Annotated in this window: 17 protein-coding genes; 13 read left to right on the top strand and 4 right to left on the bottom strand. The window is 67.2% G+C overall.

The features are described from left to right. Window positions 1-189: 189 nt before the first annotated feature. From HAV22_RS04400 to HAV22_RS04460, 13 genes are all read left to right on the top strand, one after another. The gene (locus HAV22_RS04400) at window positions 190-1,869 is read left to right on the top strand and encodes a sodium:solute symporter family transporter (protein WP_166856883.1); all 1,680 of its coding nucleotides are present in this window, start codon (window positions 190-192) and stop codon (window positions 1,867-1,869) included. A gap of 268 nt (window positions 1,870-2,137) precedes the next feature. Continuing rightward, a complete protein-coding gene (ilvD, locus tag HAV22_RS04405; RefSeq protein WP_166856885.1) occupies window positions 2,138-4,000 on the top strand; it encodes a dihydroxy-acid dehydratase in 1,863 nt (620 codons plus the stop codon). Between the two features lie 338 nt (window positions 4,001-4,338). Then, on the top strand, window positions 4,339-5,472 hold the full coding sequence (locus HAV22_RS31780) for a methyl-accepting chemotaxis protein (RefSeq protein WP_371869532.1): 1,134 nt from the start codon (window positions 4,339-4,341) through the stop codon (window positions 5,470-5,472). Window positions 5,473-5,480: 8 nt separating this feature from the next. Continuing rightward, window positions 5,481-5,849, top strand: a complete 369-nt coding sequence (locus HAV22_RS04415) for a response regulator (RefSeq protein ID WP_166856887.1) — start codon at window positions 5,481-5,483, stop codon at window positions 5,847-5,849. Window positions 5,850-5,887: 38 nt separating this feature from the next. Next, window positions 5,888-6,187, top strand: coding sequence for an STAS domain-containing protein (locus tag HAV22_RS04420; protein ID WP_166856889.1), 300 nt, complete (start codon window positions 5,888-5,890; stop codon window positions 6,185-6,187). Then, window positions 6,184-8,340, top strand: coding sequence for a chemotaxis protein CheA (locus HAV22_RS04425; RefSeq protein WP_166856891.1), 2,157 nt, complete (start codon window positions 6,184-6,186; stop codon window positions 8,338-8,340). Before HAV22_RS04420 ends, HAV22_RS04425 begins: the two co-directional genes overlap by 4 nt. Before the next feature lie 38 nt (window positions 8,341-8,378). After that, window positions 8,379-10,019 carry a methyl-accepting chemotaxis protein gene (locus HAV22_RS04430; protein WP_371869533.1) on the top strand — a complete coding sequence of 547 codons (1,641 nt, stop codon included), beginning with the start codon at window positions 8,379-8,381 and terminating at the stop codon, window positions 10,017-10,019. Between the two features lie 11 nt (window positions 10,020-10,030). After that, the gene (locus HAV22_RS04435; protein ID WP_166856893.1) at window positions 10,031-11,971 is read left to right on the top strand and encodes a HAMP domain-containing methyl-accepting chemotaxis protein; all 1,941 of its coding nucleotides are present in this window, start codon (window positions 10,031-10,033) and stop codon (window positions 11,969-11,971) included. Window positions 11,972-12,009: 38 nt separating this feature from the next. After that, window positions 12,010-14,172 carry a HAMP domain-containing methyl-accepting chemotaxis protein gene (locus HAV22_RS04440; protein WP_166856895.1) on the top strand — a complete coding sequence of 721 codons (2,163 nt, stop codon included), beginning with the start codon at window positions 12,010-12,012 and terminating at the stop codon, window positions 14,170-14,172. A gap of 15 nt (window positions 14,173-14,187) precedes the next feature. Then, window positions 14,188-14,703, top strand: coding sequence for a chemotaxis protein CheW (locus HAV22_RS04445; protein ID WP_166856897.1), 516 nt, complete (start codon window positions 14,188-14,190; stop codon window positions 14,701-14,703). 7 nt (window positions 14,704-14,710) lie between these two features. Further along, window positions 14,711-15,532: a CheR family methyltransferase gene (locus HAV22_RS04450; RefSeq protein WP_166856899.1), complete on the top strand. Its 822-nt coding sequence runs from the start codon at window positions 14,711-14,713 to the stop codon at window positions 15,530-15,532. Next, complete coding sequence (locus tag HAV22_RS04455; protein WP_166856901.1) at window positions 15,529-16,614, top strand: protein-glutamate methylesterase/protein-glutamine glutaminase; 1,086 nt, start codon at window positions 15,529-15,531, stop codon at window positions 16,612-16,614. Before HAV22_RS04450 ends, HAV22_RS04455 begins: the two co-directional genes overlap by 4 nt. 57 nt (window positions 16,615-16,671) lie before the next feature. Further along, on the top strand, window positions 16,672-17,292 hold the full coding sequence (locus HAV22_RS04460; RefSeq protein ID WP_166856402.1) for a hypothetical protein: 621 nt from the start codon (window positions 16,672-16,674) through the stop codon (window positions 17,290-17,292). Here the strand turns inward: HAV22_RS04460 and HAV22_RS04465 are convergent. From HAV22_RS04465 to HAV22_RS04480, 4 genes are all read right to left on the bottom strand, one after another. Further along, window positions 17,279-18,526 carry a cytochrome P450 gene (locus HAV22_RS04465; protein ID WP_229421065.1) on the bottom strand — a complete coding sequence of 416 codons (1,248 nt, stop codon included), beginning with the start codon at window positions 18,524-18,526 and terminating at the stop codon, window positions 17,279-17,281. The genes HAV22_RS04460 and HAV22_RS04465 overlap by 14 nt on opposite strands. Window positions 18,527-18,643: 117 nt before the next feature. Next, window positions 18,644-19,534, bottom strand: coding sequence for an aldose epimerase family protein (locus HAV22_RS04470; RefSeq protein WP_166856905.1), 891 nt, complete (start codon window positions 19,532-19,534; stop codon window positions 18,644-18,646). A gap of 118 nt (window positions 19,535-19,652) precedes the next feature. After that, window positions 19,653-20,852, bottom strand: coding sequence for a XylR family transcriptional regulator (locus HAV22_RS04475; protein WP_166856907.1), 1,200 nt, complete (start codon window positions 20,850-20,852; stop codon window positions 19,653-19,655). Between the two features lie 527 nt (window positions 20,853-21,379). Beyond that, on the bottom strand, window positions 21,380-22,603 hold the full coding sequence (locus HAV22_RS04480; protein ID WP_208296054.1) for a helix-turn-helix domain-containing protein: 1,224 nt from the start codon (window positions 22,601-22,603) through the stop codon (window positions 21,380-21,382). Between the last annotated feature and the right edge of the window lie 24 nt (window positions 22,604-22,627).

Genomic DNA, 22,627 nt, shown 5'->3' on the forward strand with positions numbered 1-22,627 from the left:
ATAAAACTAGTGAAAAAGCATTTTTCGGAATAGCATTTCTTCTGCATTTCCGCTACTCTCTTGCAAATCGGCAGCCCGACGGCCGTGCCGGACCGCCAGGAACAGGCCCGGATCGGCGTCGGCGGACGATATAACAAACCAGCGGAAAGCGGCTTCGTTCAAGCGCCTTTTGCCATACGAGACACTCTCATGAACCTGATCTCCAGCCTAGACTCCATTGTCTTCCTTGTGTATTTCGTCGTCGTCGCCGGCTATGGCCTGTGGGTCTACCGCCGCAAAAATTTCCACAAAAGCGGCGCGAACACCTCGGCCTCGCACGACTACTTCCTGGCCGAAGGCTCGCTCACGTGGTGGGCCATCGGCGCATCGCTGATCGCCTCCAACATCTCCGCCGAGCAGTTCATCGGCATGAGCGGTTCGGGCTTCCGCATCGGCATGGCGATTGCCGTGTACGAACTGATGGCCGCCGCCACCCTCGTCATCGTCGCCGTGTTCTTCATGCCGGTCTATTTGAAGAACCACATCTACACGATGCCCCAGTTCCTCGAGCAGCGCTACGGCAAGGCCGTCGCCACGACGATGGCGCTGTTCTGGCTCGGCCTGTACGTCGTCGTCAACCTGACCTCGATCCTGTACCTGGGCGCACTCGCCATCGGCAGCGTCACCGGCATCGGCGTATTCCCGTGCATGCTGTTCCTCGCCGTCTTCGCCGCCATCATCACCCTGGGCGGCATGAAGGTCATCGGCTACACGGACGTCATCCAGGTGACCTGCCTCGTCATCGGCGGCCTCGTGACCACGTGGCTCGCCTTGGACCTCGTCGCGAAACTGGGCCACGGCCACGGCGCCATGCAGGGCTTCACCACGTTGTACGACACGACGCGCGACCACTTCCAGATGGTGCTGGGCCGCGACAACAAGAACTACATGGACCTGCCGGGCCTGTCGACGCTGATCGGCGGCATGTGGATCGTCAACCTGAACTACTGGGGCTGCAACCAGTACATCACGCAGCGCGCCCTCGGCGCCGACCTGCCGACCGCCCGCAAAGGCCTGCTGTTCGCCGCATTCCTGAAGCTCCTGATGCCGATGATCGTCGTCATGCCGGGCATCGCCGCGTTCGCGCTGGACCGTGCCGGCGTGCTGGGCGACGCCATGCGCGTCGGCGGCGAACTGAATCCGGACCGCGCCTATCCGACCCTGCTGGCCATGCTGCCGTCGGGCCTGAAAGGCATCGCGTTCGCCGCGCTGACGGCCGCCGTCGTCGCGTCGCTGGCCGGCAAGGCGAATTCCATCGCCACCATCTTCACCCTCGACATCTACCAGAAGCGCCTGCATCCGGACGTCACGGAGAAGAAAATGGTGTGGATCGGCCGCGTCACCGTCGTCGTGTCGATGCTGCTGGCCGTCGTGATCGCCCCGCTGATGGGCATCGACAAGAAAGGCGGCTTCCAGTACATCCAGGAATACACGGGCTTCGTCTCGCCGGGCATCCTCGCCATGTTCCTGCTGGGCTTCTTCTGGAAAAAGACGACGTCCAGCGCGGCGATGTTCGCCACCATCGGCGGCCTCGTGTTCTCGATCATCCTGAAGTTCCTGCCGACGATGATGGACCTGTCGTTCCTGGCGCCCATCGGCTTCGCCCACGACAACGGCAGCGGTGTCTACGAGATCCCGTTCCTGGACCGCATGTTCATCGTGTTCTGGCTCGTCGTTGCCGGCATGGTGCTGCTGTCCACCGTGTTCGCTCGCGGTAAAGTGAAAGCGCTGATCGTCGATACGAAGCTGTTCAAGGTCGACGGTGCGTTTGCGCTCGGCTCGGCTGTCATCTGCGTCGCGCTGGCCACGATCTACGGCATGTGGTGGTGATACGCCATGGTGGGCGCGGGGTGCCCACCCTACGCCAGCATCATACGCATCAAGACAACGCCGTAGGGTGGGCATTCGAGGCCGGGGCCTCAAATGAGACGAGCCCACCAAACGTCCAGGTTATCCGAAACATCAAGGCAGCCTCCGGGCTGCTTTTTCATTGCCAGACTGTGATATGAAACACATATCACAGCCCACCGAATCATATATTGGACAACTTGCCGCCGAGACGGCACTCTAAGGTTTTTAGGATTACCAAGGAGACACCATGCCGACTTACCGTTCCCATACCACGACCCAAGGCCGCAACATGGCGGGTGCGCGCGCCCTGTGGCGCGCGACCGGCATGAAGGATGGCGACTTCGACAAGCCGATCATCGCCGTCGTCAACTCGTTCACGCAGTTCGTGCCGGGCCACGTGCACCTGAAGGACCTGGGCCAGCTCGTCGCGCGCGAGATCGAAGCGGCGGGCGGCGTCGCCAAGGAATTCAACACGATCGCCGTCGACGACGGCATCGCCATGGGCCACGGCGGCATGCTGTACTCGCTGCCGTCGCGCGACCTGATCGCCGACTCCGTCGAGTACATGGTCAACGCCCATTGCGCCGACGCGATGGTCTGCATCTCGAACTGCGACAAGATCACGCCGGGCATGCTGATGGCCGCCATGCGCATCAACATCCCGACCGTGTTCGTGTCCGGCGGTCCGATGGAAGCGGGCAAAGTGGTCAAGGTCGTCAACAACGACAAGAAGATCATCAAGCTGGACCTCGTGGACGCGATGATCCAGGCCGGCGACGCCAACATCTCCGACGCCGACGTGGCCGAAGTCGAGCGCTCGGCCTGTCCCACGTGCGGCTCGTGCTCCGGCATGTTCACGGCGAACTCGATGAACTGCCTGACCGAGGCGCTGGGCCTGTCGCTGCCGGGTAACGGCACGATCGTCGCCACGCACGCCGACCGCAAGGAACTGTTCCTGCGCGCGGGCCGCCTGATCGTCGACCTCGCGAAGCGCCACTACGAAGGCGACGACTACAGCATCCTCCCGCGCAACATCGCCACGAAGGCCGCGTTCGAGAACGCGATGGCGCTGGACGTGTCGATGGGCGGTTCCACCAACACGGTGCTGCACCTGCTGGCCGCCGCGCACGAGGCGGGCGTCGAGTTCACGATGGCCGACATCGACCGCATCTCGCGCAACGTGCCGTGCCTGTGCAAGGTCGCGCCGATGACGAACAAATACCACATCGAGGACGTGCACCGCGCGGGCGGCATCGTCGCGATCCTCGGCGAACTGGCGCGCGCCGGCCTGCTGGACACGTCGCTGCCGACGGTGCACTCGCCCACGCTGGGCGCCGCGATCGAGAAGTACGACATCAAGCGCAGCGACGACCAGGCCGTGCACACGCTGTTCCGCGCGGCGCCGGGCGGCGTGCCGACGCAGGTCGCGTTCTCGCAGGCCGAGCGCTTCGACAGCGCCGACCTCGATCGCGCGCAGGGCTGCATCCGCGACCGCGCGCACGCGTATTCGCAGGACGGCGGCCTCGCGGTCCTGTACGGGAACATCGCCGAGAAAGGCTGCATCGTCAAAACGGCGGGCGTCGACGAAAGCATCCTGAAGTTCTCGGGTAAAGCACGCGTATTCGAAAGCCAGGACGCCGCCGTCGAAGGCATCCTGGGCGACACCGTGCACGCGGGCGACGTCGTCATCATCCGCTACGAAGGCCCGAAAGGCGGTCCGGGCATGCAGGAGATGCTGTACCCGACGTCGTACATCAAGTCGAAGGGCCTCGGCAAGGCGTGCGCGCTGTTCACGGACGGGCGCTTCTCGGGCGGCTCGTCCGGCCTCGTGATCGGCCACGCGTCGCCGGAAGCGGCCGAAGGCGGCGCCATCGGCCTCGTCGAGGAAGGCGACACGATCGACATCGACATCCCGAACCGCACGATCAACCTGCGCGTGACGGCCGAGGAGCTGGCGCACCGCCGCGCCGCGATGGACGCCCGCGGCGACGCCGCCTGGCAGCCCGTGAACCGCGAGCGCGCCGTGTCGCAAGCGCTGCGCGCGTACGCCGCGCTGACGACGTCCGCCGACCGCGGCGCCGTGCGCGACCTGTCGCAGCTGAAGCGCTGATCAGCCTTCGTCCCCCCGCCGGCGCCCGTTCGTGGCGCCGGCATCCGTCTTCCCTCGTTCTCCGCCGTCCGCCCCGCGATTTGTTAAATAATGACCCGACAACATTGCTGATCGGGCCATTGACACACTCGCAACGACTTGGCCGGATAGACAAAAAGGCCATGAATAACAATGGCTTAGCGAATCACCGCGACTTGTATCGTTTCCGCCACCAACGCTCAAAATTGTGTCGACGAAAGCTTGCGGCACGGCAACTCTTTCTGCAATGATCTGTTCCAGCGGTGTCACTACGCACCGCCGCCTCATACCGAACATCGACCGACCGAACGGAGCGCCGCGTGCCGCACTTACGCACCCTGCACACATATTCCCCGCTGATCGTGGCCTGCGCCGCGGCGTGCATCATCGTCCCGCTCGCGGGCTGGCAGTGGCACGGCTGGCTGCCGTCCGCCGCGCTGCTGGCAGGCGGCGCGATCGCCGTGTGGCGCACGGCCGCGCCGCAGACCACCGCCGCATCGACCCACGACGACTACCTGGCCAGCCGCCGCGCGTTCAGCGCCGACGTCGCCGACGTGTGGACGTCGCACATCGACGCGTCGCGCGACCAGATGGAAACGGCCGTCGTCACGCTCGTCGGGCGTTTCTCCGGCATCGTCACGCGGCTGGAACAAGCCCTCGCCGCCTCGGGCGCCGCGCGCCACGGTGGCAACGGCGCCGACATCGTCGACGTGTTCGCCGCGAGCGAGAAGGAATTGCGGTCGCTGCTGGACATGCTGGCCGGCGCCGCCGTCAGCAAGCAGCAGATGCTGTCCAAGATCGAAGGCCTGCAGGCAGTCACGGCGCACTTGCAGGCGATGGCCGCGGACGTCGCGAGCATCGCCTGGCAGACGAACCTGCTGGCGCTGAACGCCGCGATCGAGGCGGCCCGCGCGGGCGAGGCCGGGCGCGGATTCGCCGTCGTCGCGAACGAGGTGCGCATGCTGTCGAACCGTTCGGCCGACGCGGGCAAGCACATCGCGGAACAAGTGGGCCGGATCAGCGCCGCCATCGACACGACGTGCCGCGCGGCCGGCGAATCGATGCGCGAGGAAACGCGCGCCGTCGAAGCGTCCGGCCAGATGATCGGCAACGTGCTTGGGTCGCTGCGCGGCGTGACGGATGCCCTCGTGACGTCGTCCGACCTGCTGCAGCGCGAGAGCGCCGGCATCCAGGCGGAAGTCGCGGACGCACTCGTCCAACTGCAGTTCCAGGACCGCGTGAGCCAGATCCTGTCGCACGTGCGCGAGAACATCGCCCGCCTGCCTTCGTGGCTCGACGAGCAGGCGCAGGACGGCCCGGCGCCGCGGCCGCTCGACGCGCGCACGCTGCTCGCGGAACTGGAAAGCACGTACGCGATGGCGGAAGAGCGCACGCTCCACAAGGATGGCGCGCGGCCCGCCGCACAGCCGGCCGAAGAGATCACATTTTTCTAGGAACACCCATGGCAAAAACCATCATGGTAGTGGACGACTCCCTGTCGATCCGCCAGGTCGTCGGCATCGCGCTCAAGCAGGCCGGCTATGACGTCATCGAAGGCGTCGACGGCAAGGATGCCCTGGCCAAGCTGACCGGGCAGAAGGTCAACCTCATCATCAGCGACGTGAACATGCCGAACATGGACGGCATCTCGTTCGTGCGCGAACTGAAGACGCGTCCCGCGTACAAGTTCACGCCCGTGCTGATGCTGACGACGGAATCGCAGGAAGACAAGAAGGAACAGGGCAAGGCCGCCGGCGCGAAAGCGTGGATGGTCAAGCCGTTCAAGCCCGAGGCCCTGCTGGCGGCCGTGCAGAAGCTGACCCTGTCCTGATCCCGCCGCCGGCCCTGCCGGCATTACTGGAGTATCCGATGAATATTGGCGAAACGTGCCAAGGGGCCGTCGCATGCCTGGCGGTCGAGGGCGAGCTGACGATCTACCGCGCCGCGGAACTGAAACCCGTGCTGCTGGACGCCGTGCGCACGATGGACGCGCCCGCGTTCGACCTGTCCGGCGTGACGGAATTCGACTGCGCCGGCGTGCAGTTGCTGCTCGTGGCCCGGCGCGACGCCGCGCGACTGGGCAAGACGCTGACCCTGCCGCACGCCGCCCCCGCCGTGCGCGACACGTTCGCGCTGCTCGGCCTCTCGCCCGACGGAGACACCGCATGAGCTTCGACATCGACCAGGTGACGCACACCTTCATCGCCGAGAGCCGCGAGTTGCTGGAGCAGATGGAAGGCGCGCTGCTCGCCGTCGCGCAGGACGGTCCGGAAGCCGTCAACGCGATCTTCCGCGCGGCGCACACGATCAAGGGCTCGGCCGGCATGTTCGGCCTCGATCCCGTCGTCGCATTCACGCACGTGGCCGAGAGCGTCCTCGACAAGGTGCGCGACGGCGCGATTCCCATCGGCGACGACCTCGTCGCGCTGCTGCTCGCCTGCCGCGACCACATCGGCGCGCTCGTCGATGCCGTGGAGGGCGGCACCCTGGACGGCAACGCCGCCCTCGCCGACGCGGGCGCGCCGCTGGTCGCCGCGCTGCAGGGCTACCTGGGCAGCACGGCAGCACCGCCAGCCGATGCTGCGGCAGCCGATGCTGCGCCAGCCGATGCTGCGGCAGCCGATGCGCAGTCGGCCGGCGGCGCCGGCCACTGGCACATCTCGCTGCGCTTCGGCCGCGACGTGCTGCGCAACGGCATGGACCCGCTGTCGTTCATCCGCTACCTGGGCCAGCTGGGGACCATCACGGGCGTCGCAACGCTCGCCGACGACCTGCCCGACGCGGACTCGTTCGACCCCGAGTCGTGCTACCTCGGCTTCGAGATCGGCTTCGTCAGCTCCGCCGACAAGGCCACCATCGACGCCGTGTTCGACTTCGTGCGCGACGACTGCGCCATCCGCATCCTGCCGCCCGAAAGCCGCGTCGCGGAATACCTCGCGTGGCTCGACGAAGCGCCCGCGCAGCGCGAGCGCCTGGGGCAGATGCTCGTACGCTGCGGCAGCATCACGGCGCACGAGCTGGAGCAGGCGCTGGCCGCGCAGCAAGCAGCCGGTGCGCAAGCGGCGCCGATCGGCGCAATCCTCGTCGACCAGCGCACGGTGCACGCGCCCGTCGTCGAAGCGGCCCTCGCCAAGCAGCGCCAGGCGCCGGAAGCGCGCCCGCAGCAGGAAAACCGCTCCGTGCGCGTGGACGCGGACAAGCTGGACCGCCTGATCAACCTCGTGGGAGAGCTGATCATCGCGGGCGCCGGCGCCAACCTCGTGGCGCGCCGCACGCAGATTCCCGAACTGCTCGAGTGCACATCGACCTTGTCGGGCCTCGTCGAGGAAGTGCGCGACAGCGCGCTGCAGCTGCGCATGGTAAAGATCGGCGCCACGTTCAACCGCTTCCAGCGCGTCGTGCACGACGTGGCGCGCGAGCTGGGCAAGGACATCCGCCTCGACGTCAGCGGCGAGGACGCGGAGCTGGACAAGACCGTCGTCGAGAAGATCGGCGACCCGCTCACGCACCTCGTGCGCAACGCCATGGACCACGGCATCGAGCCGGCCGACGTGCGCGCCGCGCGCGGCAAGCCGGCGCAAGGCTCCGTGACCTTGAACGCCTACCACGACTCCGGCAGCATCGTGATCGAAGTGTCGGACGACGGCGGCGGCCTGAAACGGGACCGCATCCTCGCCAAGGCGGTCGAGCGCGGCCTCGTCGAGCCGGGCCGCCAGCTGTCCGACAAGGAAATCTTCAACCTGATCTTCGAACCCGGCTTCTCGACGGCGGAGCAGGTCACGAACCTGTCCGGCCGCGGGGTCGGCATGGACGTGGTCAAGCGCAACATCGTCGCGCTGCGCGGCAGCGTGGACGTCGCCAGCACGGAAGGCGTCGGCACCACCGTGACGGTGCGCCTGCCTCTCACGCTCGCGATCATCAACGGTTTCCAGGTCGGCGTCGGCAAATCCGTGTTCGTGATCCCGATGGAGATGGTCGAGGAATGCGTCGAGTTCCACGAGCAGCCCGGCCGCGACTGGGTCGACCTGCGCGGCCAACCCCTGCCCTTCGTGCGCCTGCGCGAGCGCTTCGGCATTGCCGGCGCACCGGCCCGGCGCCGCAGCGTCGTCGTCGTGCGCTACGGCGGCCGCAAGGCGGGCCTCGTCGTCGACACGCTGCTGGGCGAATTCCAGACCGTCATCAAGCCGCTCGGCAAGGTGTTCGCCGGCGCGCGCTTCCTGTCCGGGTCCTCGATCCTCGGCAACGGCGACGTCGCGCTGATCCTCGACATGGCGGCGCTGCTGGCCGGCGTCGAATCCGAAAGCCAGGCCGCGGCGGCCTGACGCACCGCTGTTTTACTCATCCGAAGTGGAGAGCCATCGTGCTTAAGAATCTGAAAATCGGTATCCGGCTGGGCCTCGGCTTCGGTGCGGTACTCATGCTGCTGCTCGCGCTTGCGCTGCTGGCCACGAACCGCATGGCCGCGATGCACCAGGCCACCGCCTACATCACGGCGGACGCCTATCCGAAGGTCGCCATCGCCAAGGACCTGATCCGCGACGTCGTCGACGTGCCGCGCCAGATGCGCGGCATGCTGCTGACGAACGACGAGGCGGAAGTCGAACGCTACCGCAAGGTGGTCGAGCAGCTGCGCGGCGACACCAATGCGCGCATCGCCGACCTGACGAAGCTCGTCGCCAGCGAGACCGGCAAGAAGCTCCTGAAGCAGATCACCGAGAAGCACGCTGCGCTGGAATCGACGTATGCGACGTTCTACGGCTTCGTGCGCACCGACCGCCAGCGCGCCATCGACTATGTCGGCAAGGACTACATCCCGCAGAACCGCGCGCTGATCGAGGCCGTGGACGAACTGGCCAGGCACCAGTCGGAGAAGATGCAGACGGTGGCCGACGAAGCGGCCCGGAACTACGAAGAAACACACCGCCTCCTGCTGGCCATCACGGCCGGCGCCGCGCTGCTCGCCGTGTGCGTCGCCACCTTGATCACCTTGTCCGTGACCCGCCCGCTGCGCGTGGCCGTCGCCGCGGCCGACCGCCTCGCGGCCGGCGACCTCACGGTGGACATCCCCGCCACCGCGCGCGACGAGGCGGGCCAGTTGCTGGCTGCCATGAAGAACATGGTAGCGAAGCTGACGCAGGTCGTCGGCGACGTGAACGGCGGCGCGCAGTCGCTCGCATCCGCCTCCGAGCAGGTCAGCGCGACGGCGCAGGCGCTGTCGCAGGCCGCCTCGGAACAGGCGTCCGGCGTCGAGGAAACGAGCGCCTCGCTGGAACAGATGACGGCATCGATCGCGCAGAACACGGAAAACGCCCGCGTCACGGACGGCATGGCCGCGCAGGCCGCGCGCGAAGCGGCCGAAGGCGGCGACGCCGTCAAGGCGACGGTGGCCGCGATGCGGCGCATCGCCAAGCAGATCGGCATCATCGACGACATCGCGTACCAGACGAATTTGCTGGCGCTGAACGCCGCCATCGAAGCGGCCCGCGCCGGGGAACACGGCAAGGGCTTCGCCGTCGTCGCGGCCGAGGTGAGGAAGCTTGCGGAACGCAGCCAGGTGGCGGCGCAGGAAATCGGCGAAGTGGCGACGAACAGCGTGGAACTGGCGGAGCGCGCGGGCACCCTGCTCGACCGCATGGTGCCGAACATCCGCAAGACGTCCGACCTCGTGCAGGAAATCACCGCGGCGTCGGAAGAACAGTCGGCCGGCGTCGGCCAGATCAACGCAGCCGTCGGCCAGATGAGCCAGACGACGCAGCAGAACGCGTCCAGTTCCGAAGAGCTGGCGGCGACGGCCGAGGAGATGAGTTCCCAGGCCGAGCAACTGCAGCAGGCCATGGCCTTCTTCAAGCTGGCCGGCCAGCCCCGCGCCGGTACGATGGCCGGGCACCGCGCCCCGAAACGGCAGGCGTCGGCGACGACGCTCGCTACGCGCGCGGCCGGCCACGGCGCCCTCGCCTTCGCCACCGAGACGGTGGATGACACGAATTTCACCCGGTTTTAAAGGAAACCACCATGTTCAATAATGTGAAGATCGGCGTCCGCCTGATCGGCGGCTTCGTGGTCGTCGCGGCCATCAGCGCCGTCGTCGGCGTCATCGGCATCACCAACGCCAGCAAGATCAACGACATGGCGGACCAGATGTACGTGCGCGAGCTGCAGGGCGTGTCGTACACGAAGGAAGCCAACATCGACCTGATCTACCAGGCGCGCGCCATCCGCAACTACCTGCTCGCGCAGACGATGCCGTCGGTCGAAGCGGCGCCCTACCTGGACGCGCTGATGAAGGCGCGCGAACTGATGCGCACGAACCTGGACAAGGCGCGGCCGCTGTTCTACACGGAAGCCGGCAAGCAGAAATTCGCGACGCTGGAAGCCGACTACAAGGTCTACCTCGAGGCGCAGGACAAGATCATCGCCATGGCCAAGAAGGAGGAGGCGTCCGGCCAGCTGCACCAGCAGGACCGCCAGTCCGCCGAATATGCGATGAAGGACGTGCGCGTGATCGTCGACAAGCTCGACGACGCGATGACGGAGCTCACCAACCTCAAGGAAGACAACGCGAAGACCACGGCGGAAGAGACGTCCGTGCTGTACAAGACGAGCCGCACGTTCATGCTCGCCGCCATCGCGGCGGGCCTCGCGCTCGGCGTCGCGCTCGGCTATGCCATCAGCCGCAGCGTCACCCGCCCGCTCGACACGGCCGTGCGGGCTGCCAACAGCCTGGCCGAAGGCGACTTGGCGATCAAGATCGACGCGACGTCGACGGACGAGACGGGCCAGTTGCTGCGCTCGATGAAGGACATGATCGCCAAGCTGTCGCAAGTGATCGACGGCCAGAAGCGCGTCGTGGAAGCGGCCAACCGCGGCAACTTCGACGTGCGTACCGACCTCGCGGGCCTGCAAGGCTTCCAGAAGGAGATGGGCGAAGGCCTGAACCAGCTCGTGGCGACGACGCGCGATTCCATCGACGACGTCGTGCGCGTGATGGGCGCCCTGTCCGAGGGCGACCTCACGCGCCGCATCGACAAGCACTATGAAGGCGAATTCGGCAAGCTGAAGGAATACGCGAACGATACCGTCGACAAGCTGGCGCAGGTCGTGTCCGAAGTGAACTGCGCGGCCGACGCCCTCGCCAGCGCGTCGGAAGAAGTGAGCGCCACCGCGCAGTCGCTGTCGCAGGCGTCCAGCGAACAGGCGGCCGGCGTCGAGGAGACGAGCGCGTCGATCGAGCAGATGACGGCGTCGATCGCGCAGAACACGGAGAACGCGAAGGTCACCGACGGCATGGCGACCAAGGCCGCGACGGAAGCGGCCGAAGGCGGCGCGGCCGTCAAGGAGACCGTGGCCGCGATGAACCAGATCGCCAAGAAGATCGGCATCATCGACGACATCGCGTACCAGACCAATCTGCTGGCACTGAACGCCGCCATCGAGGCGGCGCGCGCCGGCGAACACGGCAAGGGCTTCGCCGTCGTGGCGGCCGAGGTGAGGAAGCTGGCCGAACGGAGCCAGGTCGCGGCGCAGGAAATCGGCGAAGTGGCGACGAACAGCGTGGCGCTCGCCGGGCAGGCCGGCAAGCTGCTCGACGAGATGGTGCCGAGCATCCGCAAGACGTCCGACCTCGTGCAGGAAATCACGGCCGCGTCGGAGGAACAGTCGTCCGGCGTCGCCCAGATCAATGCCGCCGTGGGCCAGCTGTCGCAGACCACGCAGCAGAACGCATCCAGTTCCGAAGAGCTGGCGTCCACCGCCGAAGAGATGAGTTCCCAGGCCGAGCAGCTGCAGCAGTCGATGGCGTTCTTCAAGCTCGACGCCGGACAGCGCATGCAGGACGGCGGGGTCGCCCAGCCGTTCAAGGGCAGCCCGGCGAAGCGGCGCAGCGCGAAATCGCTCGCGGGACAGGTCCTCGCCGCCGCAGCAGCACCCGATGAGGCCAGCTTCACGCGGTTCTGATCGGACCATCGATACACCAAGAGAGATAGAGGAACACCATGACAGTCGTAAAAAGGATGACGCTGCTCGTGCTGGCGGCGCTCGTCGGCATCGTCGCGCTGGCGGCCATCGGGCGCTACCAGATCGCCCGCGTCTACGACGCCGCGAGCTACGGCACCGTCAATTCCGTGCCCAGCTTCATCGCGCTCGACGAGGCGTTCGAGCACCTGGCCCTGATGCGGACCCGCGTCTGGCAGCACGTCACGCAGACCGACGCCACCAGGATGGCGGCGATCGACGAGCAGATCGCCCTCCATCGCAGCAAGGTCGACGAGGCGCTCAAGAAGTACGAATCCCTGCTGTCCGACGACAAGGACAAGAGCCTGCTCGCGGCCGACCGCGAAGCCTTTACGGCGTATTCGAGGATGGTGGACGACGCGTTGAAGCTTTCGCGCGCCAACAAGAACGTGGAAGCCCGCGACATGCTCTTCGCGAACGGCCCGGTCGCCGACAAGAACTGGGACGCGTTCCGCGAGCATCGCGGCTACAACGAGCAACTGGCCAAGCAGGGCGGCGCGACCGCCGTTGCCATCCAGAGTGCGGCGGAACTGACGTCGCTCGCGTTTGCCGTGGTCACGCTGGCAGCGGTGGGCCTGCTCGGCTTCTTCATCACCCGCAACCTGCTCGCGCAGCTCGGCGGCGAGCCCGCCTACGCCGGCACCGTCATGGCACGCATTGCGGGCGGCGACCTGGACGTCGCCATCGACACGAAGGCAGGCGACACCGGCAGCATGCTCTTCGCCGTCAAGAGCATGGTGGCCAAGCTGCAGCAAGTGATCGAGGGGCAGCGCGCCGTCGTGGAAGCGGCGAACCGCGGCGATTTCGAAGTACGCGTCGACCTGGCCGGCTTGCAGGGCTTCCAGAAAGAGATGGGCGAAGGCCTGAACCGGCTGGTGACGACCACCGGCGCGACCATCGGCGACGTCGTGCGCGTGATGGGCGCCGTGTCGCAAGGCGATCTGTCGAAGCAGATCGACAAGGCGTACCAGGGTGCGTTCGGCGAGCTGAAGGAATACACGAACAACACGGTGGCCAAGCTCGGCCAGGTCATCGACGGCCAGCGCCGCGTGGTGCAGGCGGCGAACCGGGGCGACTTCGGCGAGCGCGTCGAGCTGGCCGGCCTGCAGGGCTTCCAGAAAGAGATGGGCGATGGCCTGAACCAGCTCGTCGCGACCATCGACGCCGCCATCGAGGACGTCGTGCGCGTGATGGGCGCCCTGTCCGAGGGCGACCTCACGCGCCGCATCGACAAGCACTATGAAGGCGAATTCGCGAAGCTGAAGGAATACGCGAACGATACCGTCGCCAAGCTGGCGCAGGTCGTGTCCGAAGTGAACTGCGCGGCCGACGCCCTCGCCAGCGCGTCGGAAGAAGTGAGCGCCACCGCGCAGTCGCTGTCGCAGGCGTCCAGCGAACAGGCGGCCGGCGTCGAGGAGACGAGCGCGTCGATCGAGCAGATGACGGCGTCGATCGCGCAGAACACGGAGAACGCGAAGGTCACGGACGGCATGGCGACCAAGGCCGCGACGGAAGCGGCCGAAGGCGGTGCCGCCGTCAAGGAGACCGTGGCCGCGATGAACCAGATCGCCAAGAAGATCGGCATCATCGACGACATCGCGTACCAGACCAATCTGCTGGCACTGAACGCCGCCATCGAGGCGGCACGTGCCGGCGAACACGGCAAGGGCTTCGCCGTCGTCGCGGCCGAAGTGAGGAAGCTGGCCGAACGGAGCCAGGTCGCGGCGCAGGAGATCGGCGAAGTGGCGACGAACAGCGTGGCGCTCGCCGAGCAGGCCGGCAGGCTGCTCGACGAGATGGTGCCGAGCATCCGCAAGACGTCCGACCTCGTGCAGGAAATCACGGCCGCGTCGGAGGAACAGTCGTCCGGCGTCGCCCAGATCAATGCCGCCGTGGGCCAGCTGTCGCAGACCACGCAGCAGAACGCATCCAGTTCCGAAGAGCTGGCGTCCACCGCCGAGGAGATGAGTTCCCAGGCCGAGCAGCTGCAGCAGGCGATGTCGTTCTTCACGCTCGCGGGCGACGCGCGCGGCGCGGCCGCGCGCCCTCGCGCGCCGCGCACGCCCAAGCGCAGCACGCTGCGCCTGGCCGGTGCCGCCGCCGCGCAGGCCGAGCCGGACGAAGCGAACTTTACGCACTTTTGATCGCATGGTGAACGAATGAAGCACACGAACCAAGACACGAGCGCGGCGGCCGCCAGCCAGGCCGCGCAATACCTGACCTTCATGCTCGGCGGAGAAGCCTTCGGCATCGGCATCATGGCCGTGAAGGAGATCATCGAATTTGCCGGCATCACGGAGGTGCCGATGATGCCGGAATCGATCCGCGGCGTGATCAACCTGCGCGGCGCCGTCGTGCCCGTGATGGACCTCGCCGCGCGCTTCGGCCGCGCGCAGACGGTGCCCGGCAAGCGCACCTGCATCGTCATCGTCGAGCTGGAAGCGGACGGCCAGCGCCAGCTGACGGGTGTCGTCGTCGACGCCGTCAGCGCCGTGCTGGACATCCCCGCGTCCGACATCGAACCTGCGCCGTCGTTCGGCACGCGCATCCGCGGCGACTTCATCGCCGGCATGGGCAAGGTGAACGGCAAGTTCGTCATCCTGCTCGACGCCGACACGGTACTGGCGCTCGACGGCCTGCCCGACCTGGCGCCCGCCGACGCCGCGCTGGCCTGAAGCGCCCATGCAGCCCGTTGCGATCAGCCAGGGCGAGTTCGCACGCTTCGCGCGCTTCATCTTCGACATCGCCGGCATCTCGATGTCCGATTCGAAGAAGGCGCTCGTCAGCGGCCGCCTCGCGAAGCGCGTCCAGCACTTCGGCCTGCCCTCGTACGACGCCTACTTCCGCCTGCTGACGGACGGCGCGCACAAGGACGAGGTGCAGGTCGCCGTCGACCTGCTGACGACGAACGAGACCTATTTCTTCCGCGAGGCGCGCCACTTCGAACTGTTGCGCGAGGCGGCGGACGCGGCGCGGCGCAGCGCGAAGGCGGGCACGCCGTTCCGCGTATGGAGCGCGGCCTGCTCGTCCGGCGAGGAACCGTACAGCATCGCGATGGTGCTGGACGACGTGCTGGGGACGGCGCCGTGGGAGATCGTGGCGTCCGACATCAGCACGCGCGTGCTGCAGCGCGCCCGCGCGGCCCACTACCCGATGGAACGGGCGACCCACGTTCCGCAGGATTACCTGCGCCGCTACTGCCTCAAGGGCGTGCGCGACCAGCAGGGCACGCTGCTCGTCGACCGCGCCCTGCGTGCGCGCGTGCAGTTCCGCCAGGTGAACCTGAACACGCCGCTGCCCGGCGACCTCGGCACGTTCGACGTCGTCTTCCTGCGCAACGTGATGATCTACTTTAACGGCGACACCAAGCGCCAGGTCGTCACGCGCGTGGCGGGCCGCATGAAGCCGGGGACGCACCTGTTCATCGGCCACTCCGAGAGCCTGCAGGAACTCGGTGACGTGCTGCGCCCCGTGATCCCTTCCGTGTACCGCAAACCCGCATGAAGACGATCGACGTGATGGTGGTCGACGACTCGGCCGTCGTGCGCAAGGTCGTGGGCGAGATGCTGCAGGCCGCGCCTGGCGTGCGGCTGCTGCATGCCGTGTCCGATCCGCTGCTCGCGATCGAGCGCATGAAGCTGGCGTGGCCCGACGTGATCGTACTGGACGTGGAAATGCCGCGCATGGACGGCATCACGTTCCTCAGGAAGATCATGGCGGAGCGGCCGACACCCGTCGTGATCTGCTCCACCCTGACGGAAAAAGGCGCCGAGACGACGATGGCGGCGCTGGCCGCGGGCGCGGTCTCGATCATCACGAAGCCGAAGCTGGGCCTGAAGGACTTTCTCGCCGACAGCGCGGCCGAACTGGTCGCGGCCGTGCGCGCCGCCGCGCAGGTCGACGTGCGCCGCCTCGCCGCGCGCGTCGCGCGCCCGAGCGCGCCCGTGCCCGCGAAGCTGACGGCCGACGCCGTGCTCCCGGCGGCGGCGGAAGGACGGGGGCTGCTGCGCACGACGGAGCGCGTCGTCGCGATCGGCACGTCGACCGGGGGCACGCTGGCGCTGGAAGAAGTCCTCACGCAGCTGCCGCGCGTCACGCCCGGCATCGTCATCGTCCAGCACATGCCGGAAAAATTCACGGCCGCATTCGCCGAGCGCCTGAACGGCCTGTGCCAGATCGACGTGCGCGAGGCGCGCCACGGCGACCGCGTCCTGCCGGGCCGCGCGCTGATCGCCCCCGGCGGCAAGCACATGCTGCTGCGCCGCGACGGCGCGCAATACTGCGTGGACGTCATCGACGGCCCGCTCGTGAACCGCCACCGCCCGTCCGTCGACGTGCTGTTCCGCTCCGTCGCCAAGCACGCGGGCGCGAACGCGCTGGGCGTCATCATGACGGGCATGGGCGACGACGGCGCCGCCGGCCTGCTCGAGATGCGCAAGGCGGGCGCGCGCACCGTCGCGCAGGACGAGGACAGCTGCGTCGTCTACGGCATGCCGAAAGAAGCCGTCAAGCGAGGCGGCGTGGAGAAGTCCGTGCCGCTGAAGCTCATCGACCGCGAAATCCTGCAGCAACTGGCCGTGCGCTGAGGCGCGGTATCATGCATCCCTGAACGGCGAATCGACGAGCCGAAACGGGAGATGAGTATGCGCAACATGATATGCACCGCCGCGCTGGCGCTGCTGCTGGCCGCCTGCGGGGGCGGCGGCGGCAATGCCGGGTCGTCATCGAGCCCACCCTCGCCGACGACGACGGCCGGCAACCTCGACGTGTACGCGGGCACGTGGACGTCCGCCTGCGCGTCGCACGCGATCGACGCCGTCTCGATCAAGCGCGCGGCCGGGACGAACAATGCGCTGACGATCGGCGTCACGCGCACCTACTATGCCACCACGACGTGCACGGGCGACGCGATCGCCACGCAGACGTGGAGCGCCGACGCGACGGCGACCTATGTCGGCACCGTCACCTCGTCCATCAATCCGGGGCCCGGCCTCGCGCTGCTGCCGGCGACGATCGACAAGATGGTGGCCCAGCTGCCCGACCGCACCGTCACGCTCGTCGGCACCTTCGTCACGCACAAGACCATCGACGGCCAGGCCAACTGGTGCATCGACTACGCGGGCGGTTCCGTGTGCGTGCCCGACCGCTTGTACGTGGCCGAGGCGGCACCGTTCGACGGCCTCGTCGTCCAGGGCACCGACTTGTACGAAGTGAAGGCCAACGGCACCAACTACGACGCCGTCGAGCGCCTCACGAAGCAGTGACTGGCAGCGCCGCCAGGCCGCGCAGGCCCGCGATGCCGTTCCAGCGCAGGCTTGACTCGGCCAGGCGCAGGCCGGGCCAGCGCCGCAGCACGGCGCGCAGCACGACGTCTGCCTCGAGCAGCGCCAGCCCGGCACCGATGCACACGTGCGGACCGCTGCCGAACGACAGGTGGCTGCCCGCGCGGCGCGCGATGTCGAACGTGTCCGGATCGTCGAAGCGGTCCGGGTCGCGGTTGGCGGCGCCGATCATCGCGACGACGAGATCGCCCCGGCGCAGCCGGGTGCCGTGCAACGTGAACTCCGCCGCCACGCGCCGGCCCGTGTACTGCACGGGGCTGTCGTAGCGCAGCAGTTCGCGCACGGCCAGCGGCACGCCGTCCGCGTCCGCGCACAGGCGCGCCCACGCGTGCGGGTGCGCGAGCAGCGTGGTCAGGCCGTTGCCGAGCAGGTTGCGCGTCGTCTCGTGGCCCGCGAACAGCAGCATCGCGCATTGGGCCAGCAGTTCGCCGTCCGCGCGCAGCTCGCCCGCCGCCTCGGCCTGCGCGAGCCGGCTGACGAGGTCCGAGCCGGGCTCGCGCCGCCGCGCCGGCAGCAACGCATCGAAATAGCGCACCATCTGCAACAGGCTGCGCTGCGCGGCGCGCAGCTGGTCGGCCGTCGGCTGCAGCGCGCCGATGAACGCGGCCAGGTCGTCCGACCATGCCATGAACTGCGCCTCGTCCTTGCGGTCGACGCCCAGCATCAGGCCGATGACGCGCGACGGCAGCGGGCGCGCGACGTGCGCGATGAAGTCGAAGCCGGCATGCGCATCGAGTCCGTCCAGCAGCTCGTCCGTCAGGCGCTCGACGTCGGCGCGCAACGTGCGCACGAGCGTCGGATGGAACCCGGCCGCCATCGCCTTGCGCACGCGCAGGTGGTCGTCACCGTCGAGGAACACCATGGCGCTGCCGAACAGGCGCTGGAACGCGTCCAGCCCGGCCTGCGCGCGCCGCCCCCGCAGGCTGGCGTCGACGCCGGGGATGCGCTTGACCCAGCCGCCCGTGCGCGCCGACGACAGGCGCGGATCGCGCAGCGCCAGCTCCACGTCGGCGTGGCGCGTCAGCACCCACGCACCCTGGAACACGTCGTCGCGCCACAGCACGGGTCCCGCCGCGCGCAACTGGCGGTAGACGGGGTAAGGATCGTTCAGGAAGGCGGCGTCGAACGACGGCGGTGCGGTCGCGAAGTCTCTCATGCGATTCATTGGATGACGGTGTGCCGGCACATGCCGGGGCCGCACTTTACCATTTTTCGGGCCGCGGGTCCCGACCGGCCGCCGGACCGCCACCGCCGGCCGACGGCTCCAGCTGGGCTAGCCCTCCAGCGAGAGCCGGTAGACGGTCGTCTGGCGGTACACCTGGCCGGGGTGGAGCATGACGCGGGGCCAGGCGGCGCTCATCAGGCCGGGACGCGCGAGCGATTCGACGCGGAAGCCTTCCATGCGCGCGAGCGCGGCGGCCGGCGGGCTGCGCGGGACGCCTGCCGCATTCGGGCCGCTGGAAAAGCGCACCGCGGACTCCGTCGTGTAGATCTGCAGGCGCCGGCCCGACGCCGGGTCGACGACGCGCGCCACTTCGCGCACGGCGCCCTGCCCGCCCGCGAAATGGTTGCGGACGCAGAAGCAGTGGTCGAATCCGCCGCTGCGGTGCAGTTGCGTGTCGGTCCAGCGCAGGCGCGGGCCGATGGCGGCAGGCTGGCGGAAATCGAACGGCGTGCCACCGACGGCTGCGACACCGGCCGGCTCGCCGCCGATGCCCGTTTCCTCGAAATAGTCGGCGTCGATCTGCACCATGTGGTCGCCCACGTCGGCCTGGCCACCGTTCAGGTTGAAGCACGGCGCCGTCAGCGCCGCGAGCGGGATCGGCACGCCGGCGACGGCCTGGTATTCGATCGTGAGCCCGCCCTCGTCGTCGAGGCGGTAGTGCACGAGCATGCCGGCCCCGTCGCCGCCGGACGTCAGCGCCAGCGAGACGACGCCATCGGCCTGGCGGCCTTCCCAGCGCGCCGCGCGGCCGCCCTGCACGGTGGGCACGCCGGGGCGCAGCACGTCGGCCATGCGGCCGTAGCGGTCGGGCGCGTGCCAGGCACGCACTTGCGCGCCCCGCTCGCCGATGGTCACGGTCATGCCGACCGCATTCTCGAGCGTGAACGAGCGCTCGCCGGCCAACCCGGCCGGGGCGCCCGGAATGAGATGGATCGTCATTACATCTGGCTTCCTGATTTCCGATATGAAGCCATTCTCCGGGCGCGGGCACGGCGTTTCAATTACGAAAATCACCAATGGGGCGAACGATTCTCGCCGATGCCCCTTCGCTGCCCGTCTACGCGGCCGACAATGTCGGCCGTTCGCCCAGCGCCCGGTCGCGCCACGCGCGGGGCGTGCAGCCCAGCTCGCGCTTGAACACGAGATGCATGTACTGCGTGGACGTGAAGCCACAGCCCAGCGCCACGTCCGCGATGCTGCGTTCGCCGCTTTCGAGCCCGGCCTTGGCCGCATCCAGCTTCGCGCGCAGGATCATGTCGTGCACGCTGCAGCCCAGCTCCTGGCGGAAATACACTTCCAGCGACGAGCGCGACACGCCCACGTACTCGGCCACCTGGTGCGTCTTGATGCCCTGGCACGCATATTGGCGGATGTAATGACATGCACGCATCACGTGCGGATGCTTGACGGCCTGGTAACGGCTCGACGCGAGCACGTTGATGCCGGCCGGCGGCACGAGGATGCGGGTATTCGCCAGGCGCACGCCGTGCAGCATCTGCTCCAGCAGGTGCGCCGCCGTGCGGCCCATCTCGTGCGCGCCCTGGATCACGGAACTCAGGGGGATGCGGGTCAGCATGCGCACAAGGGGGTCGTTGTCGATGCCGATCAGCGCGACCTGCTCGGGCACCGAGATGCCGGCGATGGCGCAGGCCTGCAGCAGCTGGCGCGCGCGCGCATCCGTGACGGCGATGACGCCGACGGGCTTCGGGAGGCTGCGCAGCCACTCGATCTGGCCCTGGACGGCCGCGTCCCACGACGCCGCGTTCGTCTCGCAGCCGCGGAAGATCTCCGGCTCCATGCGGTCGTCTTCCATCAGCGCACGGAACGCCCGTTCGCGCTCCTGCGCCCAGCGGCATTCCTGCGCCTCGGGCAGGCTGAACATGGCAAAGCGCTGCAGGCCCACGTCGATCAGGTGGTCGCGCGCCAGCTTGACGAGCTTGTGATTGTCGGTCGCGACGTAGGGCACACCGGCAGGATACGCGGACTCGCTCGCATACGAACCACCCACCGCCACGACGGGCACGGTGCAGCCCGTCAACGCCTTGGCGACGGCCGGGTCGTCGAAATCGGCGATCACGCCATCGCCCTGCCAGCGGTCCATGCCGGATAACCGCAAGCGGAAATCTTCTTCGAGAAATAAGTCCCACGCCACTCGCGTTCCGCCCAAGTGGGCCGCAATTCCGGAAATGACTTCGCGATCGAACGTCTTGTTGCCGTTGAAAAGCAATGCGATCCGATAAGCTTTCGTCGTCTTCATGCCGCGCCTCCGCCTACCGGTCCACCGTCATCGGAATGGGCGTGCTGCACAACTGCTGGCGTTTTTGTTCCAAATTCATTTGTCGTCTCCTTGTGATACTTTTTTAGTTTTATTAACGGGCATTAACGGGCAAACCGGCCCGCCGCGGGTATTTAGTCAACAAAACCGGTCAACGGCGCCGCAATATTGGCGAAAGCGGCGCGCCGGTTTACATAAGCCATTAATTAATCCGCTTGCGCAGCGCGCGCGGCATGCGCGGCGGAGCGGTAGCGGGATTCAACGTTGGAGGGTGCGGGATATTCCAGCGGCAAGGCCATTGCGCTCATTGCGAGCGCGCGACTGGAAGTGGAAAAGCACGGGACAGGCACGGTCATGAAATCGGTTCCTCGTAGCGTGACGGGGGCACCGGCGGCGGCCCCCTTCAGCTCAAGAATAGGCCGCCACCCCGGAACGCTCTAACGTACGTACCGGGATTTCTATCACCGTGCAGAAATTGCGATCAGTTTTGCAGGGAGTGCAAGGCAGGATCAGCCGCTTCCCACCATTCCCGGCGGGGACGTTGTATCCGCGTCGGGTTCGGCCGGGACGGACTGCTGGGCCGCCAAGGTGCGGAATGCCTTCGGCGTGCAGCCGTATTCCTCCTTGAACAGCTTGTTGAAATACGACACGTTGGCATAACCGACCGAATAGGCAATCTCGGCCACGGTCGCCGCGCTTTTCTCGGTCAGCAGCCGCGCGGCCTCCGTCAGGCGCAATTTATTCACATAACCGGTGAACGTCATGCCGAGCTCCGTCTTCAGGACCTCGTTCACTTTATTCCGGTTCGCGCCGGTCCCGGCCACGACCCCGTCCAGGTCCAGTTCCGTATTCGTGTAATTCGTCGCAATGAATTTCAGCACGGACGCCTTTTCTTCGTCCGGATACGGCGCCAGCGTCAATTGGCGATAGGCGACGAGCGGCAAATCCTTTTTAAGCTTGGAATTCAGGCTGGCGCGCAATGTGCGCGCATGCGTCCGGAAAAACCACATGGTAAATACGATCAGGCTGCCCGTGACGACGATCGCCAACGCGACGAGATAACGGTAATCGTGGCCGCGTAAAACGATATTGCTGATTTCCACGTGCGCATCGACGTCGAATGCGGCCTGCGACGTGGATCCGAACGAAAACTGCGTTACCTTGTCAAGATAATAATCCTGCGACGACAGGTTCAGATGCATCATGTACAACCACCACGCCGGGATCGTCATCCGTCGCAAGTCGAGGGAGACGGGAACGCCGTGCTGGTTGCAAGAAAAGAACGTCTCGGGCGAGCGGTAGGTGATGAAGTTGCCCCGCGTCGAAATCTTCTCGTCGAACGTCGACACGCCCAGCAACATCGGATAGGCGGGCTTGCAGCGCGCGACGAAGGTGATCGTATCGTAGCGGCGCAGGTCGCCGTGGGCCGGCTTGCCCTGCGCGTCCTTGGCCACGAGGTGAGCGCCGGCGAACGGATAGGGCCCCACCCGCGTCAACTTGTAGTCGAACGCCACCGCATCCGGCGGCGCGTCGAGCAGGCGGATGGTCGACGTCCCCTTCATGACGGCGTCGGTCATCGTGGAGCGCTCCCACCGCACGCCGCTGTGCGCGTTCGACGACAGCGTGTACGTCGGCTGGCTCAGCAACACGAACAGCGCGGCCAGCAGTCCGTCCACGAGCAGGACCGCAATCAGGATGAGCAGGGACTTCTTATAAAACTCTTGCATTGTCATACAACCGGTTGATGTCTCCATGCA

Source organism: Telluria antibiotica (genome assembly GCF_011682055.1).
GTDB lineage: Bacteria > Pseudomonadota > Gammaproteobacteria > Burkholderiales > Burkholderiaceae_D > Telluria > Telluria antibiotica.

What these genes read in the sequence shown, in the direction of transcription:
- HAV22_RS04400 (WP_166856883.1), top strand. Translation starts at nt 190, where the DNA reads ATGAACCTGATCTCCAGCCTAGACTCCATTGTCTTCCTTGTGTATTTC.
- ilvD (WP_166856885.1), top strand. Translation starts at nt 2,138, where the DNA reads ATGCCGACTTACCGTTCCCATACCACGACCCAAGGCCGCAACATGGCG.
- HAV22_RS04415 (WP_166856887.1), top strand. Translation starts at nt 5,481, where the DNA reads ATGGCAAAAACCATCATGGTAGTGGACGACTCCCTGTCGATCCGCCAG.
- HAV22_RS04420 (WP_166856889.1), top strand. Translation starts at nt 5,888, where the DNA reads ATGAATATTGGCGAAACGTGCCAAGGGGCCGTCGCATGCCTGGCGGTC.
- HAV22_RS04425 (WP_166856891.1), top strand. Translation starts at nt 6,184, where the DNA reads ATGAGCTTCGACATCGACCAGGTGACGCACACCTTCATCGCCGAGAGC.
- HAV22_RS04435 (WP_166856893.1), top strand. Translation starts at nt 10,031, where the DNA reads ATGTTCAATAATGTGAAGATCGGCGTCCGCCTGATCGGCGGCTTCGTG.
- HAV22_RS04440 (WP_166856895.1), top strand. Translation starts at nt 12,010, where the DNA reads ATGACAGTCGTAAAAAGGATGACGCTGCTCGTGCTGGCGGCGCTCGTC.
- HAV22_RS04445 (WP_166856897.1), top strand. Translation starts at nt 14,188, where the DNA reads ATGAAGCACACGAACCAAGACACGAGCGCGGCGGCCGCCAGCCAGGCC.
- HAV22_RS04450 (WP_166856899.1), top strand. Translation starts at nt 14,711, where the DNA reads ATGCAGCCCGTTGCGATCAGCCAGGGCGAGTTCGCACGCTTCGCGCGC.
- HAV22_RS04455 (WP_166856901.1), top strand. Translation starts at nt 15,529, where the DNA reads ATGAAGACGATCGACGTGATGGTGGTCGACGACTCGGCCGTCGTGCGC.
- HAV22_RS04460 (WP_166856402.1), top strand. Translation starts at nt 16,672, where the DNA reads ATGCGCAACATGATATGCACCGCCGCGCTGGCGCTGCTGCTGGCCGCC.
- HAV22_RS04465 (WP_229421065.1), bottom strand. Translation starts at nt 18,526, where the DNA reads ATGAGAGACTTCGCGACCGCACCGCCGTCGTTCGACGCCGCCTTCCTG.
- HAV22_RS04470 (WP_166856905.1), bottom strand. Translation starts at nt 19,534, where the DNA reads ATGACGATCCATCTCATTCCGGGCGCCCCGGCCGGGTTGGCCGGCGAG.
- HAV22_RS04475 (WP_166856907.1), bottom strand. Translation starts at nt 20,852, where the DNA reads ATGAAGACGACGAAAGCTTATCGGATCGCATTGCTTTTCAACGGCAAC.
- HAV22_RS04480 (WP_208296054.1), bottom strand. Translation starts at nt 22,603, where the DNA reads ATGACAATGCAAGAGTTTTATAAGAAGTCCCTGCTCATCCTGATTGCG.